Annotated in this window: 21 protein-coding genes; 15 read left to right on the top strand and 6 right to left on the bottom strand. The window is 36.3% G+C overall.

Features of this window, described 5'->3' with window-relative positions:
* Positions 1 to 6 precede the first annotated feature (6 nt).
* Both ML462_RS02855 and ML462_RS02850 read left to right on the top strand, forming a co-directional pair.
* Positions 7 to 522 (top strand): hypothetical protein, encoded by a 516-nt coding sequence (locus ML462_RS02855; RefSeq protein WP_240712217.1) that lies wholly within the window; start codon positions 7 to 9, stop codon positions 520 to 522.
* A complete protein-coding gene (locus tag ML462_RS02850) occupies positions 522 to 1,364 on the top strand; it encodes a tetratricopeptide repeat protein (RefSeq protein WP_240712216.1) in 843 nt (280 codons plus the stop codon). Before ML462_RS02855 ends, ML462_RS02850 begins: the two co-directional genes overlap by 1 nt.
* On the opposite strand, the gene ML462_RS02845 is transcribed toward ML462_RS02850, so the two are convergent.
* The gene (locus ML462_RS02845; RefSeq protein ID WP_240712215.1) at positions 1,361 to 1,834 is read right to left on the bottom strand and encodes a hypothetical protein; all 474 of its coding nucleotides are present in this window, start codon (positions 1,832 to 1,834) and stop codon (positions 1,361 to 1,363) included. The two genes, ML462_RS02850 and ML462_RS02845, sit on opposite strands and share 4 nt — an antisense overlap.
* 256 nt (positions 1,835 to 2,090) lie before the next feature.
* Here ML462_RS02845 and ML462_RS02840 point away from each other — a divergent pair, with 256 nt between their 5' ends.
* Positions 2,091 to 2,864 carry a sulfite exporter TauE/SafE family protein gene (locus ML462_RS02840; protein ID WP_240712214.1) on the top strand — a complete coding sequence of 258 codons (774 nt, stop codon included), beginning with the start codon at positions 2,091 to 2,093 and terminating at the stop codon, positions 2,862 to 2,864.
* Positions 2,865 to 2,898: 34 nt separating this feature from the next.
* Here the strand turns inward: ML462_RS02840 and ML462_RS02835 are convergent, their stop codons facing one another.
* On the bottom strand, positions 2,899 to 3,576 hold the full coding sequence (locus ML462_RS02835) for a class I SAM-dependent methyltransferase (protein WP_240712213.1): 678 nt from the start codon (positions 3,574 to 3,576) through the stop codon (positions 2,899 to 2,901).
* 254 nt (positions 3,577 to 3,830) lie between these two features.
* Between ML462_RS02835 and ML462_RS02830 the strand changes: the two genes are divergently transcribed.
* From ML462_RS02830 to ML462_RS02805, 6 genes are all read left to right on the top strand, one after another.
* Positions 3,831 to 4,250 carry a hypothetical protein gene (locus ML462_RS02830; RefSeq protein WP_240712212.1) on the top strand — a complete coding sequence of 140 codons (420 nt, stop codon included), beginning with the start codon at positions 3,831 to 3,833 and terminating at the stop codon, positions 4,248 to 4,250.
* A gap of 43 nt (positions 4,251 to 4,293) precedes the next feature.
* Complete coding sequence (locus tag ML462_RS02825) at positions 4,294 to 4,965, top strand: hypothetical protein (protein WP_240712211.1); 672 nt, start codon at positions 4,294 to 4,296, stop codon at positions 4,963 to 4,965.
* A gap of 66 nt (positions 4,966 to 5,031) precedes the next feature.
* Positions 5,032 to 5,187, top strand: coding sequence for a hypothetical protein (locus tag ML462_RS02820; RefSeq protein ID WP_240712210.1), 156 nt, complete (start codon positions 5,032 to 5,034; stop codon positions 5,185 to 5,187).
* 117 nt (positions 5,188 to 5,304) lie between these two features.
* A complete protein-coding gene (locus ML462_RS02815; RefSeq protein ID WP_240712209.1) occupies positions 5,305 to 5,805 on the top strand; it encodes a PLD nuclease N-terminal domain-containing protein in 501 nt (166 codons plus the stop codon).
* Positions 5,806 to 5,849: 44 nt separating this feature from the next.
* Complete coding sequence (locus ML462_RS02810; RefSeq protein ID WP_240712208.1) at positions 5,850 to 6,626, top strand: hypothetical protein; 777 nt, start codon at positions 5,850 to 5,852, stop codon at positions 6,624 to 6,626.
* Positions 6,627 to 6,716: 90 nt separating this feature from the next.
* A complete protein-coding gene (locus tag ML462_RS02805) occupies positions 6,717 to 7,478 on the top strand; it encodes a DUF6090 family protein (RefSeq protein ID WP_341481568.1) in 762 nt (253 codons plus the stop codon).
* A 16-nt stretch (positions 7,479 to 7,494) separates the two neighbouring features.
* Here ML462_RS02805 and ML462_RS02800 read toward each other — a convergent pair whose 3' ends face one another.
* The gene (locus ML462_RS02800) at positions 7,495 to 8,772 is read right to left on the bottom strand and encodes an FAD-dependent oxidoreductase (protein WP_240712207.1); all 1,278 of its coding nucleotides are present in this window, start codon (positions 8,770 to 8,772) and stop codon (positions 7,495 to 7,497) included.
* Between the two features lie 251 nt (positions 8,773 to 9,023).
* Between ML462_RS02800 and ML462_RS02795 the strand changes: the two genes are divergently transcribed.
* Positions 9,024 to 10,223: a porin gene (locus ML462_RS02795; protein WP_240712206.1), complete on the top strand. Its 1,200-nt coding sequence runs from the start codon at positions 9,024 to 9,026 to the stop codon at positions 10,221 to 10,223.
* A 10-nt stretch (positions 10,224 to 10,233) separates the two neighbouring features.
* On the opposite strand, the gene ML462_RS02790 is transcribed toward ML462_RS02795, so the two are convergent.
* Complete coding sequence (locus ML462_RS02790) at positions 10,234 to 11,706, bottom strand: aminopeptidase P N-terminal domain-containing protein (protein ID WP_240712205.1); 1,473 nt, start codon at positions 11,704 to 11,706, stop codon at positions 10,234 to 10,236.
* Positions 11,707 to 11,921: 215 nt separating this feature from the next.
* On the opposite strand from ML462_RS02790, the gene ML462_RS02785 reads away from it, so the two are divergent.
* The 5 genes from ML462_RS02785 (at position 11,922) to ML462_RS02765 (ending at position 16,366) form a co-directional block, all read left to right on the top strand.
* A complete protein-coding gene (locus ML462_RS02785; RefSeq protein WP_240712204.1) occupies positions 11,922 to 12,551 on the top strand; it encodes a chloramphenicol acetyltransferase in 630 nt (209 codons plus the stop codon).
* A gap of 105 nt (positions 12,552 to 12,656) precedes the next feature.
* Positions 12,657 to 13,544: a haloalkane dehalogenase gene (locus tag ML462_RS02780; protein ID WP_240712203.1), complete on the top strand. Its 888-nt coding sequence runs from the start codon at positions 12,657 to 12,659 to the stop codon at positions 13,542 to 13,544.
* A gap of 67 nt (positions 13,545 to 13,611) precedes the next feature.
* Positions 13,612 to 14,625: a hypothetical protein gene (locus tag ML462_RS02775; protein ID WP_240712202.1), complete on the top strand. Its 1,014-nt coding sequence runs from the start codon at positions 13,612 to 13,614 to the stop codon at positions 14,623 to 14,625.
* A 44-nt stretch (positions 14,626 to 14,669) separates the two neighbouring features.
* Positions 14,670 to 15,986: a M20/M25/M40 family metallo-hydrolase gene (locus ML462_RS02770; protein ID WP_240712201.1), complete on the top strand. Its 1,317-nt coding sequence runs from the start codon at positions 14,670 to 14,672 to the stop codon at positions 15,984 to 15,986.
* A gap of 194 nt (positions 15,987 to 16,180) precedes the next feature.
* A complete protein-coding gene (locus ML462_RS02765; RefSeq protein WP_240712200.1) occupies positions 16,181 to 16,366 on the top strand; it encodes a hypothetical protein in 186 nt (61 codons plus the stop codon).
* A gap of 36 nt (positions 16,367 to 16,402) precedes the next feature.
* On the opposite strand, the gene ML462_RS02760 is transcribed toward ML462_RS02765, so the two are convergent.
* Both ML462_RS02760 and ML462_RS02755 read right to left on the bottom strand, forming a co-directional pair.
* Entirely contained in the window at positions 16,403 to 18,250 is a 1,848-nt protein-coding gene (locus ML462_RS02760; protein WP_240712199.1) for an adenylate/guanylate cyclase domain-containing protein, read from the bottom strand.
* A gap of 6 nt (positions 18,251 to 18,256) precedes the next feature.
* Positions 18,257 to 18,721, bottom strand: coding sequence for a hypothetical protein (locus ML462_RS02755; protein ID WP_240712198.1), 465 nt, complete (start codon positions 18,719 to 18,721; stop codon positions 18,257 to 18,259).
* Positions 18,722 to 18,886: the final 165 nt, after the last annotated feature.

Raw genomic sequence — 18,886 nt, 5'->3', positions numbered from 1 at the left:
AATCCAATGAGAAGATCCTTTTCAATCATCATATTACTATGTCTTATAATTTGGAGTTGTAAAGAAGGAACCGGCCGTGAAGAGGAATATTTACGCTGGGTAGGCGATATAGAACAGAATGATGAAATTGATGAACCTGACTTCAAAATTTGTAACGGAGACGAAAAAATTCTGCAATATTTTAATTTTGGAGAAGGACCGGTGTACAGCGGAGAAAAATCGAAAATTATAGATCTTTTTGAATCAAAATATCAACCGGTTACCGGAAAAAATGAAAACGGATTAATCAGGATTCGATTTGTGGTAAACTGCGAGGGAGAAGCAGGAAGATATAGAGTCTTACAGTCAGACGAAAACTACCTTAAGAAGGAATTTGATAAAAAAATAGTCTCCCAACTTTTGAAAATCACCAGTGAAATTGAAAAGTGGAAGGTTTTAAAAAGAGATGAGTTTCCCATTAACTACTACATGTATCTCATCTTCAAAATTAAAGATGGAAAAATCATAGAAATTTTACCTTGATGAAAAAGTTTATCCTCCTTTTTCTTTTACTTTCCTTTTTCGGAATAAATGCGCAACCAAATTGCGAGGCCTTTAAAATGCGTGGTGAAATGTTGAAATACGAATCTTGTAAAAAGGCGATGGAGACAAAAGGTCATTACCAGTTTAGTAAGGAATATCAGGTAAAATTAGATGAAGCTATAGAGATCGACCCTACCTACGATTATCCTTACTGGGCAAAATCTATCGCCTATTTGAAAAGTGGAGATTTTATAACCTGGAAAAAACTTATAGATAAAGCCGTTAAGTATAATCCGGAAGATAGATTAGGTTACAGAGGATGGTGTCGCTATCAGTTTTTCAGGGATTATAAAGGTGCGATAGAAGATATTGAAGAGTTAGATCGGTTAGTTGATTATGATATTGGGCAATCTCAAAATGGCATGTATCATTTAAACATTGCTAAAGGTTTATGTTACAAGGCAATTGGTGAAAGAGACAAGGCTATAGATATTATAGAAAAACAGATAAAGCTTAATGAAGAAGAAGATTTCATTGGCGCTTATGATTATGTGCATCTTGGAGTTCTCTATTTAGAAACAGGAGAAATTGAAAAAGCAATAGAAGTATTTGAGAAGCAATCCGGCTATAACGATTTAGCCGAAAATCAGTATTATTTAGCTTTGTCTCAACAGAAATTGGGTAAAACGGCAGAAAGTAGAATAAGTTTAGAAAATGCCAGAAAGCTATATTTGAAAGGAAGAAAAATGTTTGATCCCTACAACCATCCAATGGATAAGATATACCTGGAAGATATAGATAGAGAAATTGAACAGCTTACCTTGAGAGTTGATAAAAATTAATCAAATAATAGCCCTAAAACTCCACCTAGTACAGCTTCATAAAAATTGGAAGCGCCATTCGGGTTAAAGGAATCCCGAGCTATATACCTAACGTCCTGGTCTAATAATAAAGATGTGTTGGGTAAAAGTGTATTGCTTTCTGTGAAAGAATCATTTCCCAGGAACAGGGTGGTAAAGAAATTAGAATTGGTTTCGAATATCGTATTTGAACCACCATAGCTATATGCATCATTTACGTTGAAATAAATATCATATAGATTTGTGGAGTTGTTATAAAGTACGAGCGTAGGTGTTTCCGGCTCAATATCCAGCTTTTTCAAAGTTACCGGCTGATCCATGGATCTGGAACTGGTATTGTATAAACTAAATGTTTTGCTCTTCAGGTTTGGTATAGAATCATTGGCCTGGCCGAAAAAGCTAAAACTTATAAAAAAAGAGCATAGTAAAAGTGTTGATCTGAAAATCTTCATATCATAATTTTTAAATAACAGAGTGCACGGTAGGGACCTTTTATTTGCTGGAATAGAGCTGTTTTTATGGTGTGATAAAACAAATCTGAGAACAAGTTATAATAAATTTCCCTGATTAAAAAGAAAGTTTCAGGATATGCCAGGATCCATAAAAATGTAAAAGCTTAATTTTCAGAAAAGGATCTGGCTGCAAAAACGGTCAATAGATATCAGTGTATACATAGTTAACAAAGGAAAATTTTGTGAAAGAGTATAAATGGAAATAGTAATTATTTCAATAACGGCCTTCCTGGCGGCCATACTAACCTTCTTTTCCGGGTTTGGATTAGGTACTATACTTACACCTGTTTTTATGCTTTTCTTTCCGGTGGAACTGGCCATTGCCCTAACCGGAGTAGTTCATTTCTTTAACAACGTTTATAAGCTGGGTTTGGTAGGGGGCAAAACGGACAAAGAGGTCCTGATCAGGTTTGGGATTCCCGCTGTGATCGCAGCTTTTATTGGTTCCTGGATATTAATAAACATTACCGGTACTCAGCCCTTGTTTACCTATCATGCCTTCGGTTCCCAATTCGAAGTTTACCCGGTTAAATTCTTAATATCTATCCTGCTGATCATTTTTGCAAGCATGGATCTTATCCCGTATTTCAATAAACTTCAATTTGGTAAAAGTAAATTACCCTTAGGAGGGGCCTTAAGCGGTTTTTTTGGTGGACTGTCTGGTAATCAGGGAGCACTGCGGAGTGCCTTTCTTATCAAAGCCGGACTTTCTAAAGAGGCCTTTATTGGAACGGCTGTATTTGTTTCAACCTTTGTTGATTTTACCAGGTTAAGCATGTATGCCTCAGGATTTTTAAAATCTGGCCTTATCGATAATTTAAGTCTTGTTTTTTTCGCTACCATTTCAGGTATTGCCGGATCCTATTTTGGAAATATTCTTCTGAAAAAAGTGACCTTAAGATTTTTGCAGGTCATCGTGGCTATTTTATTGATCGTTGTATCGCTAGCCTTAGGAGCAGGAATTATTTAAAAAATAGGTTAATAATTTGTGGTACCAATAGGTTTTATTTTAATCTAAAAATGCTGGTTTCAATGATGCCCATATGATCTTTTGCTGGTAAAGAAAGGACTGTTTGTTTCTCTATAAACTGAAAATTGAATGGAGCAGTAGTTAGATCTATACCGCTTTTCTTCTTTAGCCTGGTTCCCTGTCCTGAAATGATATCCAGGTTGGATTCAAAATTTTCCTGTGGAATATGTTCGGTTAGAATTAAATATTTGAAGTCATTCAATTTTTTCAAAATCGACTTTATTTCAGCATTGGAAAGATGTTGAAAAACCTGTCTTAAAATAACAATATCTCCGGAGGGAAGTGGATCGGTTGCAATGTCCAGGCAACGGAATTCAACGTTTTCCAGGTCGAATTTTTGAGAATTATATACGATTAGTGATTCAACAATATCTGCAGCTATATATGTACTGGTATATTTCACTAAATCTTTCCCAACATTAAAATCACCACAACCCAGGTCGCATACCCTGGGAGGTTCCTCAAATGAACTTAAAAAGGAAGAGATTCTTGTGATATAAGGCTCAATAATATCCGGATGATGAGATCCAATACCTGAATAAAATAAAGTATCATTTTCACCCCATAAGTTCTGGTCGTACACCTGCTCCATGGCATCTTTTGTAGGCCAGGGTTTCTTGGATCTTTTTATTGGTTCCTTTTTATCCTTCATCAAAGAGCTATAGGAGTTTGATAATATTATTTATTCGTCAGTTTAAATACAAATATACCAGCCGATATAAGATCTTTGAAAAAATTCATCTATCAAATTCCTGTTCAAACTTAAGTAAAGGTCCTGAATACATTACTTTTCAGTATTTATTGGTATGATGGAAATGACATTTTATACTTTAGTTCAAAATTCTATCTTGCATGTTTTCATTGAAAGAGAAGAATAGATCTGTCTAAATCAGTTTTATAACGAAAATGAAAGTAGTCTTACTGCCAAATTACTTTAAAAAGATCGGGATCATTACGGGCCTTATATCCTCGCTGTGTTATTTCGTGTTCGGGATAGATCATGAAATGCTTGATTTGAGCTATGACCGGGAAGTTGTTGGCTTTATCACCAAAGATATGATTGTGATCTCTCTTTTGTTTATCGCCTTTGCTAAAGAGAAAAGCCAAATTCAGAACCTGGATACAATCAGGTTTGAAAAGTTAAAACAAGCGATGATCTTTGGGGCCGTTATTTTGATCTACGATTCTATTTCTGAAATAATATTCCGAAGTGGCGAAATGGAAATGGAAAGCGGTTATGAAGTAATGATCACGGGTTTGCTTTTTTATATCGTCACTTTCTATTTTGAATTATATAATTTGCCCAAGGAAAAAGATTTAAATTAGCGGAAACTCTACCGAGTTATTAAAAAACAACCAAATCATTTTAATGAGATTACCAATTCTTTTTATCCTTTTCTTTATATCCTTCCTGGGATATACGCAAAGCAAGGCTTACCATTTTTACAACGAGGAAGGCAGGCCCATAAGCAGAAAGGAATTTTATAAAATGCGATATAATAGAGATAATTTTCCTTTGTACCTGGAAAATGATACCGCCAGATTCGGGATCTTATATCATTATGAAACTTACGGGAAATTAAATGATTCAAGCTATAGATATTTAAAGAAATACCTTGGCGAATTAAAGGAAGTTGAAATCGATTCTTCTGATTATTTAGTTATCAACTATCTTACCACGGTTCCGGAAGAAGAACAGAAAAGACATAAAACCAGAACCAGCTGGAATATTTTTGATAGAAATTATACCGGAAAACTTAAAAGGATGGATGATGTTTCCCATTTTTGGATCTCATCCCTGGAAAAACAAAATCTGAAATACTTTTATAGCGATCGCATAGACTGGCTCACAGATAAAAAGGGTGTAATACCGGAATTATTTTTTCCGTTTGAATTCACCTACGGATATTTTGTGATTATAAATCCCGAAGGTGAATATTACTACTATATAGGTGAATACGCAAAACAATTTGTATGGGAAAAAACTGAGCAAATGATGTATGGTGAAATGTCGAAAAAAACTAACAAAATTGCTCCATAATTTTTTTTATTAATTCAAACCGTTAGATTTATACTTTCTAAATAATGAAGTATATACCTGAATCATATGAAACTTGAAATTACCGGCAGAGACCTCAAATTTTTTATCCTTGGAGTGACTGCCATGCTCCTTTTTGTTATCATTTATGACTGGAGTGACTTTAAAAAAGGTTTGTTGGGAGAACCAACAGAAACTAAGGTAAAATCTGAGCAGATCAATTGATACTATCGGGTAGAATCCTTCATCGAGCTTTAATTTTTTTATTTTATAACCAAGGATTAAACCGTATATCCAACTCTACCACAGCAGTTTTACCAACTAACCTAAGCCAACTACTAAATGCCTGGAAGATTACTATTTATTGCTTCAGTTTTAATGATGCTGATGTCTTGCAGCAAGGACCACAAGAATGTTTCCAGATCTGAATTTATCAAAATTATACTGCCGGAAGCAGATGTTCAAAATGTTACTGTAAAAGATGAAAATTCTGTCCTCATCAAGACCGATGAAAATGCACAATACAGGGTCGAAGTAAATTCGGCTAAACAGGCTAATGAATTTATCAAAGAAATAGAATCACAAGACAATAGTTTTTCGATCATATATGATGTTAGTTCGGAAGGAATTGGAGCAGCTTTAGCTATATGGCAATTTTTATATTTTCTTTTTCCGGCTCTATTGTTAGCTCATGTAGTACTATTGTGGGTTGCTCTACGAAAGATCATCAGGTCTGGAGAAGATGGGATGCATAAAATCCTATATGCAATGATCTCAATCTTCTTCCCATTTTTTGGTCCAATAATATATTTAAAGGCTAAAAAGCGATCAGGTTACAGGTAGTAGAAAGTTCTCCACCCAATTTTTAAATATCATAAATCTTGATTATGAAAAACATCTATTTAATCTTAAGCCTGTTCTTTTTCATAGCTTGTAGTGAAACCGATGAAAATCCAGAAATACAGGAAGTTGATACTTTACCCTCTAAAATTGTTACTTCCACAAAAAATGGTAATTTTTTTGGATCGAAAACCATGTATTATGACGGAAACCAGGTAAAAAACATTTCTTTTAGCAATGCCCAGGAATTAAGTGCCGGAAGTGTAGACCTTATGTATACAGACGGCCTACTTACCAGGATCAATCAGTTTGATGGTGATGGAGTTCTTTTCCAGGTTTTTGATCTGGAATACAACTCTGATAAAAGACTTGAAGAATACACGGTTAGTAGAAATGCTGAGAATTGGGCTAGCAAAAAGATCCTGGATTACAATTCAGAAAACACAATTGAAATTTCAAATTATAATGGTGATTTGGAAGAACAAGATGAATTTGTTGGTTTGATCACCTATACGCGTGATTCAAATAATAACATCACAAAAGTAGTTACTTCAGACTACCAGATAGTCTATGAGTATGATGATAAAAATGGGATTTTTAAGAATGCTGAAGCCAGGGATGTTTTAAATCTATTAGGACTATTAAATGGACCCCTGAATCGTGGCGGAATGAATAATGCCATTAGCTATACTTTTTCCAATGGGAGGGTCACTGACCATATAAACCTCGAATATACCTACAACAGTAATTCTTACCCTACTTCAGTAGTACAAATGAGTCCGGAATTTGGAGAGGGTCAGAAGCTAGAGTTTATCTATAATTGAGTTTGCATTCTTATTTTTAGATTATTCTGCGGTAATAATTTTTATCAAATAATCTTTTTAATTTACCTAAGACATCAATTCTCAATTCTGATGAGGTTCTTTAGAAAGATTAGAAAGAAATTATTCGTGGATAATAAATTCTCCAAATATTTACTGTATGCAATTGGAGAAATCGTACTGGTAGTAATAGGTATCCTTATTGCTCTGGCTATTAATAATTATAATCAGGAACGTTCTTTAAGAAATAAAGAACAGGCTTATCTAAAGGGGCTAAAAGAGGAATTTCAGACCAGTAAAATTAAACTTGCTGAATTGATCGAGGTAAACCGAAATAACTATCGCGGAGCAAAACGTTTAATTGAACTAAAAGCAAAGGAAGGAGAAAAGGATAATGTTGAGCTTTCTGAAATAATTTACCAAAGCTTTTCTTCTAACATTTCCTTCAATCCGAATAACTCTCTTCTTACGGAAATGATTAGTTCCGGAAGCTTGAAGGATATCGAAGATAACGAACTAAGGGGCAGGCTTACCAATTGGTTTTCGAGATTGGAAGTTATTTCCAGGCAGGAGCGGGAGCTAGAACATCAAAGAGAAAGTGTGATCGATATTTTTAGATCTGATGCCTACAGTCTCAGAACCATTCTTGATCAAACCGGGGTAAGTGAAGAGGTTGGATTACCTCGAAGCGATGAGAATCTTAGTAATCTCGAATTGATGGATTCCATAAAATTCGAGAATGAGGTTTTATTGTTCATTCTTTACTGTCATTCTACAGAAAAGGCGCATTACCTTCCCTTAATGCAAGAGATAGATTATGTAATTTCCTTAATCGATCAGGAATTAAAAATTTAATTCTCTTCTGAAATTCTTAGCGGTATTCGCTGGTAATTTCAGCGGTAATGGCGCCGCCTTCCAGGGTTTCTATCAAACCTAGCGCAGCTCGTTCACCAGATAGCATGGCGGCATTCTGTGATCCGTTTAAAAGCTGATCTCCAGCCAGGAAGATCCTGTTGCTTAGCCTGGTTTCAGTCGGCATTATCCCGTAATGCAGGGGTTTGATATCTGGAAGCGCCTTCTTTATCTCATAATGTTTTATCAGTTTATCAACTTCGATGCTGCAATATTTTTTAAGTTCTTTCCTGATCCTGAATTCCATTTGTTCAGGATTTAGATCAGAATTCTTTACGATGGTTACCGAGAGCAGATGCTCTTTTTCATCTGAATCAACTAATGATGAATGATAGAATATGTTATTGATAAGAGCCGCTTCATCAGCGATAAGGCCAATAATTCTATCTTTAATTTCAGCTTTTTTTGCAGTAAAGTAAAAGCAATGGCAGCTCTTCCAGTCAATCCCCTGATTTCTTAGATTGGACACCAGGGAAGAAGCTTCGGTAGCTATAATGCTGAAATGGCTATTTATTTCCCTGCCGTTTTTCAAAATTAGTTTAGAATCTGTTACCTGTTCCACGGGACAATTGAAATGAATCTTTGTGTGTTCCAGTTGATCTTCGAGTTGTTTTGTAATCTCACCAATTCCCTGTGCAGGTATTACTGCTTCACCTTCACCGAACATTTTGAAAACGAACCTGAACATCCTTGAAGAGGTTCTTAGGTCTGGTTCCAGGAATATTCCGCTAAAGAAGGGTTGGAAGAGATTGTGAATAATATCTTTGGAAAAACCCTGCTTTTCCAGGTACTCTAAGGTTGTCGTTTCTTTCTCGCTGAAGATATCTTCAGGATCTAATTTTCGTAATTCCAGGTTTAATCTTAGAATTTTCCATTTATCAGATAAGTTCCCAATTCCTGAAAGTATACTGGAAAACAGCATGGATGTGTCCCTGGTTGGATCCCCAATTTTCGTTTTCTTGCCATTGTTGAAAATAACCGCTCCCGGTTTCAGGCTTTTTAGGTCGAGACCTTCATAATCTAGGTATTGTTTCGCTTTGGGATATTTACTTAATAGAACCTGGAAACCACGATCCAGTTTATATCCATCTATAATATCAGTTCTAATTCTCCCACCGGGTTCACCGGCAGCTTCATAGATCTCCGGATAATAGCCATGATTCTCAAGCACCCTGGCTGCGATCAATCCGCTTAGTCCGGCGCCTATGATATGAATTTTATAGTCTTTTTTTTCCATGAGATTAGGACTTAACCAAAATTATAATTTCCGGTAATTATTTTGACTTCACAATAGTTAAGAGTATTACAATTCTTATAAAAAGACTTCTGCTAATTTTTAAAATTATGGTCGAAATCAATAAAAAACAATATAAATGATTAAATTTCAATCAGTTAAGTGTTGATGTTCTTAATTATACCTCTCTGAAGTATCGCCTCCACCCCTGAATTTTAACCGCTAAGTTGTATGGGTTTGTCTAAAAACATTTTATGAGAACGCTGAAATTTATTCTTTTTAGTTTTTTGATTTCATTCTTGAATCCGCAGAAGGTTTTTTCTCAAGACAATGAAATATTAGACAGTTTAAAGATAAAGGTTAATCCTTATGGAAGTTTCAGAGGACATTTTGCAATTTTCAATAAGGAGGTTGAATTCCAGGAAAACGCTTCCAGGATAGGCCTTCAATTAGGTATTGTAAAAAAGGAATATGAATTCTTTTTTGGTGCAGAACTGGGTATCAACTTATTTAAGAGTAGTTCTCAATTCAATTTCGATGGTAATAATGCCAGTGGATTCTTTATAATTCAGAATGACCAGGCTAACCAGGTTTTTAATACCCGCTTAGGCTACATGGGCTTGAAAATGGGGAAATACGGTACTATTTCGGTAGGGAAACAATGGAGTGTTTTTTATGATATCACTTCCTACACAGATAAATTTAATGTTTTTGGAGCCCGTGGTTCCTCAACTTTTATTGCTGGAACAGATGGTGGTGCTAGTGGTACCGGTAGGGCAGACCAGGCCTTGATCTACAGAAATGACATTGGTGCTTTGCGTTTTGGATTGCAGTTGCAAGCTAAAAATACAATCAATAATAATTTTATAGACGGATTTGGCGCTAGTTTACAGTGGCAGATTATCGATATGCTCAAGGCCGGAGTGTCATTCAGCAGAAGTTATGTAAATGATGAGCTTGTAGAGGAATTGAATATTCTGGGTTACAATGATGATCACGTGTATTTTGGAGCAGGATTATCCTATGATAATGATGGATTGAGTTTAAGCGCGATCTATACCCAGCATGAAAATGGTGATCTCACAAGGGGTTTTAGGGATGCTTCTCTGGAAGACGGCTTGGGTCCAACCATTGTATTTGATGCTTACGGTTTCGAATTCTTTGCCAGGTATAATTGGAATAAATTTGGAATCCTTGCCGGCTATAATTATTATGAACCAGATCTGGAAGAGATTGAAAGAATTGCGGAAGACCTTCCACTTAATGCAAATTTTAAAACGCGGGACGTTTTATTAGGATTTGAATTCAGGCCATCCAGGTTTACTTTTATTTACAGTGAATTCCGTTTTGCGAATAGTGAAGATGCTATAGGTGTGGCTGATGAGGACGTGTTTACACTTGGAATAAAGATCCAGGCCGATAAAATTTTCAATAAGACCATCAGCCTGAATTAACAGATAAAGATTAATTCAATTCAGGTAATTCAAGATTGTTAAAAACCGAAGGCTGTTCCATCAATTTCTCTATTTCATCAGCTTTCCGTGGAGCTTCTGCAGATAAATTCACAGGCCCGTTCTCGGTAATAAGGATATCGTCTTCAATTCGAACAGCTATTCCCCACCATTTTTCATCACAATCACTGCCTTCGGGAATATATATTCCTGGTTCAACCGTGATTACCATATTAGGTTCAAAGCTGCCACCGGTATTTAGGTCGTGTACATCCAAACCAATATGATGCGAGGTGCCATGAGGAAAATACATATGTTGGGCATCAGGAGAATTGATGATTCCCAGTTCATATAAACCCTGATTTATGATCTGCTGGCCGGCTTTATGAGTATCTGAAGCATTGTTTCCAACCTTCGCTGCTGCGATACCTGCTTCCTGAGCTTCATATACAAGGTCGTATATAGCCCGTTGTTCTTCACTGAATTTACCATTGGCCGGAATGGTTCTGGTAACATCGGCAGTATACCCATGATATTCAGCTCCAAGGTCCATTAAGACCAGGTCATTTTCCAGTTTTGTTTTGGAATTCTCTACATAATGCAAAACACATCCATTGTTTCCTGCTCCAACGATAGATGGATAACCTTCATATTCACTGCCATATTTTTTATAGACATATTCGTGCAACCCTTGCACCTCGGTTTCAGACATGCCAGGGTGCATTGCTTTCATAACTTCTACCTGGCCCATGGCCGAAATACGGACTGCTTTCTTAAGCAATTTCAACTCTTCAGGAGATTTGATTTGTCTCAATTCTCCCATAAAATTTCTAAGGCTTTTGGTGTCTGTCCTTACCTCGGGACTGGTGCTTACTTCCTGGTTCAATTCCACGTTTATCGAGCCATTTCTAATCGCGGGAGTTTTATCCAGGTAAACCTGATTTTTAAAACTTTCGATCAAACCTGCCAGGTCGGCTTTATCTCTTGTGTCTCTATAGTCATTCGTAAATGGTTTATGCATTACCTTATCGAACTTGGAAAAATCTATGTTGTTATTCAAAAATTCTTTACCATTAAATACGGTTTCGAAACCCAATTCATTCTTAGCTCCCTCTGTTCCCAACCTGTAACCGGTCCACATTTCAGCCCGGGCATTCTTTTCCTGAACATATAATATCTCATCATAAGTTTTACCGTTTGAGTCGGTTTGATTTTCAGAAAAGATGACCAGGACGGCATGGGGTTCTTTATAACCGGTGAGGTAATAAAAATCGGGATCCTGATGGTAAACATAATCTACATCATTAGCCCTGTTCCTTACCGGATTCGCGAAAAAAACTGCTACGGAATTATCAGGCATTTTGTCTCTAAGTGCTTCCCGGCGGCTATTATGAAATTCAGAAGATAGATAGTCCTGAGGTTTGCCATTCTGGGCACTCAAGAAGGTAGTACAAACCACTAAAAGTATAACAAATATAGCTCTCATAGCTTCCAAAATTGATATGCAAAATAACTATTTAAGTTTAAAATCTTAGCGTTTCCGTGCTGATAGATTTTTTTCTTAAGGCAAACCGGAAATTTCAAAATTTCAATTTCAATAATTCTAACCCCTTTATTCTATAAGGATTTTGTCTATAAATTTCCAGAAGTATTATTATGCTGTAGATTTGTGCATTCAATAATGAAGATCTTAAGCCCGAAATGAGAACCGAATTAGATATTTCTACCTGGAACCGAAAGGAGCATTTTGAATTTTTTTCCAAATTTGAAGAACCATTCTTTGGATCGGTAGTGAATGTAGATTGCACTAAAGCATATGAAAGATGCAAAAAGGAGAAGATTTCATTTTTTCTCTACTATTTACATCTGGCTTCCAAAGCTGTAAATTCAATTGAGGCTTTTAGGTACAGGATAGACGACGGGAAAGTCTATATTTATGATAAAATCAATGCTTCGGCTACGATAAGTCGGGAAGACAATACCTTCGGTTTTTCACATATCATATATGATGAAGATATTTCCAGGTTTTTAATGAATGCAGAAAAGGAGATTCAACGAATCAGGTCTGGAAGGGGATTAATGCTGGAGAAGGTTCGTTTGAACGAAGTTCATTATTCTGCCATTCCATGGTTAAAATTTACTTCCCTTTCCCATGCCCGTAGCTATTCTTCTCAGGACAGCTGCCCTAAGGTTTCATTTGGGAAACTGACATCAGAAAATAATCGGAGGATTATGCCTGTATCGGTTCATGTACACCATGCCTTGATGGATGGTTATCATCTTGGGCTGTTCTATAGTAAGTTCCAGGAATTGCTAAATTGTAATGAATAGGTAGTTATTTCAATTCCATATTATTTATTTAACTTGAAGCCTATAAGTTAGATCCTCAATTTACCGTCTTACCATTGTTGCCTTGTTGCTAAAAACCGAATGAAGATGGAAATTTTACAAACCGATCCGGAAAGATTTAAATCGATCACTGATTTCCCATACCAGGAAAATTATGTGAATTTTGGTTCCCTTCAAATGCATTATGTAGATGAAGGTTCCGGGGAAATTATCCTCGCCCTTCATGGTGAACCAACCTGGTCTTATCTATATCGAAAATTTATCCCGGTCCTGAACGATTATCGATTTATTGCTCCAGATATGATCGGGTTTGGAAGATCTGATAAGATCGTCGGCAGGAAGAATTATACTTTCGATCTGCATTTTAGGTCCCTGAAAAACTTTATAGATAAACTTGAACTGAATGATATCACTCTTGTTGTTCAGGATTGGGGAGGTTTGTTAGGATTGAGCCTGTTAGGGGAATACCCGGAAAGGTTTAAAAGGGTAGTAGTCATGAACACGTTTCTACCGAAAGGAAAGAATCTTCCCTGGTTTTTTAAATTATGGCAGTGGTTTTCAAAATATCATCCGTCTATTCCCATTGGTGATATTGTCCAGTTTGGGACCGTAGTAAAATTACCTAAAGAGGTTGTTGGAGCTTATAATGCGCCTTTTCCAAATAAAAAATATAAAGATTCAGCAAGGGCTTTTCCCCAACTTGTACCTTCCAGGCCAGATGCAGAAGGAGTTGACAGATTGCTGAAAGCCAGGGAGACCCTTTCAAAATGGAATAAGCCTGCTTTGGTAATGTTTTCAGATAAGGACAGGGTTTTCAGTGGAATGGAAAAATTCTTCTATAAATTGATTCCTTCAAGTTCAGAACAAGAAAAGATCATTATCAGGAATGCCGGTCACTTTTTACAGGAGGAAAAAGGTGAGGAGATCGCCGGGTATATAAATCATTTTATGAAAGATGAGCTAAGGGTAAATTAATGGGAATCAACGTGTAACATTTAAGAAGTAAGACGTCTTATAGCTAAAGATTAAATACTCTATAGGTATGCTGAGAGCTACATCTTCAAAACATACATTTTTAATTTTTTTCCTCCCCCTATTTTTGATCACCTGTTTGGTTTTCTTAACCGCCGTAGCAGGATTCAGGGAAAACGCAGACCTTCTTTCTATAGGCCTCACTTTTGACCTGTTAATATTGATTCCGTTTTTATATTTCCTTTTGATAAGAAAAACGAAGATCCCTAAAACAACGATTCTTCCTATAATGATCCTGGGATTAATTATCTGTAAATTCATTATACCTGCTGAAAATCAATATTTTCTTGACCTCTTTAAAACCTGGGGGATTCCTGTTGCTGAAGTTTTTGTTTTAGGCTTCGTAGTTCATAAAGTGTATTTGGCTTTAAAGATTTACAGAAGTAATAACCAGGAGAATGCTGATTTTTACAACGTTTTGAAGAAATCCTGTAAAGAAATTTTTCCGGCACCACTTGTAATTCCAATGGTAACAGAGATGGCTGTATTCTATTACGGATTTTTTAACTGGAGAAAAAGAGACCTGAAAGATCATGAATTTCATTATCATAAAGAAAGCGGTTCCATCGCTCTTTTTTCGGCTATTATATTCCTTATTCTCGTTGAAACAGTTGTGTTACATATTTTACTGGCAATGTGGAATGAGACTTTGGCATTAATTTTAACTGTTTTAGGGCTGTATTCGATCATGCAGTTGTTTGGTTTTACCCGTTCCCTTTCGAAAAGGCCTGTTTATATAGTTGATAAGAAATTATTTTTGAATTATGGGATTATGAAAGAAACAGTGATAGATCTGAAAAATATAGTTACCGTAGAAATTTCCAGCAGGGATATTGAATTAGACTCTGATACTGCAAAATTATCCTTACTTGGTAACCTGGAAAGTCATAATATCATCCTTCACTTAAAGAAAGAGGAAACTTTGACCAGCCTTTATGGTAAAAGGAAGAATTTTAAAATTATAGCCTTGCATATTGATGATAAATTGAAATTCAAAGAACAAATTGACGCCCATAAAAATTAGAAGGTGTTTTTTGTAAATTAGAGCAGAAATTAAAAAACTGGTTTATGAAAATAAAGGGATTCTTTGCCTTTTTGTTATTTGTCTCACCATTCTTTTTAACTGCTCAGCTGGATAAAAATGAAGAGAAGATCGTTCAATCTATTGATGAAAATGAAAAGGCTGCTCTCGAATTACTTGAAAAATCGGTAAATATTAACAGCGGTACCATGAATTTTGAGGGGGTTCGGAAAGTTGGAAATCTTTTTAAAGCAGAACTGGATAAACTTGGGTTTAAAACAGAAATAACTTCAGGTGAAGCCTATGGCAGAGCAGGTCATTTGATAGCGACGCATATAGGAGAACCTGGTTTGAAACTCTTGTTAATTGGTCACCTGGATACTGTCTTTGAACTGGATAGTCCTTTTCAGGATTCTTCTATGGAAAATGATACGGTTATGAAAGGTCCCGGTGTAGGAGACATGAAAGGTGGCGACGTTATAATCATCCTTGCCATGCGAGCTTTAAAAGATGCCGGTCTACTTGATGAGATGTCTATTGAAATCGTGATGACGGGAGATGAAGAAAAGAGTGGAGATCCTTTACAGCTTTCCAAAAAAGACCTTGTTGATGCAGCAAAACGTGCAGATGTCGCTTTAGGGTTTGAAAATGGCGATGGAAAACATGAAACTATAGTGGTGGCCAGAAGGGGATCTACTAGTTGGAAGTTGGAAGTCACCGGGAATCCAGCTCACTCTTCACAGGTTTTTACAGATAGAGTAGGAACAGGTGCAATTTATGAAGCCTCCAGGATTTTGACTGGATTTTATCAGGAATTAGCTAAAGAAGAAAATCTCACCTTTAATCCGGGGTTTATTCTTGGCGGAACCTCGGTAGACCTGAAAAAGGATGAAACCGGGGGCTCTGCATTGGGAAAAACCAATGTAGTTGCAGAAAGAACGATCGTTAGGGGAGATATCCGGGCAGTGTCTTTACAACAATTAGATAAGGCTAAGAAAATAATGCAAAATATAGTTTCAGATAACTATCCTCAAACTAAAGCAGAACTAAGCTTTGACGATGCTGGTTACCCTCCGCTGGCTAAAACAGATGGATCTTTAAAGATATTGGAGTTTTATGACAAAATAAGCCAGGATCTTGGTTTTGGTGAAGTGTATGCGGTTAACCCAAGAAATGCCGGGGCAGCTGATATTTCCTTCACTTCGGGCCACGTAAAGATGGCCGTCGATGGCCTTGGATTGAGCGGTGCAAATAATCATACGGTAAATGAAACAGGAAATATCGATAAAGTTGCCGTCCAGGCAAAAAGAGCGGCTATCCTTATGTACAGGCTTTCAAAAATGGATGAGTTTAAGACCGAATAATAATCATTATATGAAACCGGAATTCAGAAGCAAATAGTCAACATTTGTTAAAACAGCGTGTTTTGTCGAAAAGTTGCTTTAATCCTGATGAATTCAAGAATTAATTTTTATGTTTAACATCCAAATCTGGTCTTAATCTAACAATGCTATCCCTACTCCGCATTTTTTAGTAGAGGACCTTTAAATGAGAAATCATGAATAAAGTGCGAATCCTGGGAGTAGGAAGTATTATCACGGGAATTCTTCTTGGTTATTTTTTTGAAAGAACTGGTGTTCATTTACTGTCTGGAATGCTTATTGGTCTTGGCATAGGCTGGACGATCACTGGTAGATTTATGGTTGATGGAAAAACCAGGAAATCCAGGGTAAGGTCGGAATAAAATATGCTGAGAAGGCCAATTATTTCCTTAAATGATCTAAACAGCCTTTTTTCTAACGCCTTCCTTTACGGCATTTACGTAATACATCTTTAGTATCCTTTGATTTTTCACCTCTACTTTTCCGCGGTACTCACATTCAAACTCATCTTTAATCAGGTCATAGGTATTTTCAGAAATATTGATCCTTCCTATTTCTGAATGAGATTCCATTCTTGCCGCAATATTTACGGTGTCACCCCAGATGTCGTATGCGAATTTTTTAGTACCAACCACGCCGGCAACCACGGGTCCGGAATTCAATCCAATTCGCACCTCAAAATCGGCATCATCAAACAATGATTTCTCTTTAGTTTCCTTTACGAATTCGGTCATTTCAAATGCGGCTAGCAGCATTCTAGTGGCGTGATCGTGAGATGGATATGGTAAACCGCCTACTGCCATATAACTGTCGCCAATGGTTTTGATCTTCTCAATTCCATATTTGTCTGTGATTTTGTCAAACTGGGAGAAATAATAATCGATCGTTTTAATGAGTCTTTCAGGTGGTAACTTTTCAGCAACCAGGGTAAACCTTTTAAAATCTGCAAATAAAACGGTAACTGAGGCGAATTTTTTGGCTTTTACCCTTCCGTTTTTTTTCAATTCTTCGGCAGTTTGTTCCGGTAGAATGTTTAGAAGAAGAAGTTCTGCTCTATTTCTTTCTTTCTCAATAATACTGCTCGTTCTGTTTATGTAACGATTTCTGCGGAATAAGCCGAAGGCTAATAAACCTATAAGGGCAGTAACTACAGCAATAGAAATAACCAGGATCTGCTGGTTCCTTCTTTGTTCTGAAAGCAGGTCTATTTCTGCCTGTTTCTGAGACACTTCATAATCTGCCCTTAAACCGGCGATGTTCTGGGCAGTTTCCACATTTAATACACTATCCCTGTAAAAAATATACTCCTTGTAATATTTATAAGCCTCTGGTATATTTCCAGTTTTCTCATAAATTTGTGCAAGTTTTTGATTTGCCTGAATGATTTCGTTTTTAAATCCGTAGCTTTTTGCTAGATCCCGGCTTATGAAGGCAAATTCCAGGGCAATGGAATCCTGGTCTTTTTCAGTATAGATCTCGGCCATTCCTGTTAGAAATTCACTAATTGGAGAATAATCTTCTTCTTTTTCCAGCAATTGTATGGCTTTTTGAATATTCTCTTCAGCTTCATCATTTTTCCCCTGTTCTGCATAAATTAACCCAAGTGTACCAGTGCAATATGCTATACCAGTAGAATAGTTAATAGCGTTGAATATATCTTCCGCTTCAATGATATAATTCTCTGCTTTTTCCAGTTGATTAGCTTTTAAATAACCATCTCCGGCATTAAATAATGCAGATCCTAAAGCAAGGGAATCATTGGCCTTTTTAAAATATTCGATTGCTTCCTCGTAATAACCCACAGATCTTTCATAATTATTGGTTAGAGAATATACATCTGCAATGGTTAATTTTATGATACCAGCATCAGAATCGGTTCTGGCATAATTGGAGGCTTTAAAATAATTGTCCAGAGCTTTACTGTAATCGGCTTTAGAAACATAGGCGTTCCCAATTTGAAGAAAACCAAAATATAAAGTAGTATCTATTCCTCTATTTTTACTTTCCTCAATAAGCTCACGGGAATATTTGAGTTTCTTATTGGGTTCATTCGTTTTGCCTGCAAGATTCCTAAGCAGCTTCAAATCTTTCTTTTGCTCTTTGCTGCCATTCTCATAAATACTTTCAAGGCTGTCTGCTTCAGATAGAGTTTGTGAAAAAACTGATTCAGTGAAAAAAAAACAGGAGAAAAGCAGAATTGCTAAAATTCTTACTTCCATTTTTCTATGCCCTTCAATTTTATGCATATAGCCTTATTCCCTCGCTTTGATTTGAAGTTTGGGGTCTATGATGTAATTTACCCACTCGTTCTCTCCTTTTTTCTTCACCATGATTTCAATGGCATATTTATCCACCTCATTTTCAGATCCTAAAACGATCGTTCCCTCTATTTTTCCATTTTTTTCAGGAATTGAATCCTGGTTAAAAAAACTCGGGCCTGTTCCGTGTTTATATTTCACGAGCTTTACAGAACCTTTGTTATCATCAGCACGTTTTATTCTCCACTTTACCTTATCACCTATACTAACATATGTGGTATAATCGAGGATACTTGTATCTTCAGGTTGATTTTCAAAGCGACATGTTTCAGGGATATTATCCTGGGTAATGGTATTGGTTTCCACCAAGATCGTTAATTCAATAATTTGCTGTGCATACGTGACGGAAGAAAAAAGAAAAAAACTCAGGCTTAATAGAAAAAAAGTCTTGATTCTCATAATTGGTTGAATTTAGTTAGTTCTTTAAAAAAGCAGGAATAATAAACTGATCATGACAATCAGCGGTATGAAGAGGGGGAAGTCTTGCTTTTGTTCTGTTAGTTTGATTATTCAGTCCAAAAAGCAACTAAATATATGAAATTAAATCAAATAATTGTAAATGAG

The sequence above is a fragment of the Christiangramia lutea genome, from assembly GCF_022489035.1.
GTDB classification, from domain to species: Bacteria; Bacteroidota; Bacteroidia; order Flavobacteriales; family Flavobacteriaceae; genus Christiangramia; species Christiangramia lutea.
Note: the sequence above shows the minus strand (reverse complement) of the source record. Positions and strands in the feature narration are given on the sequence as shown.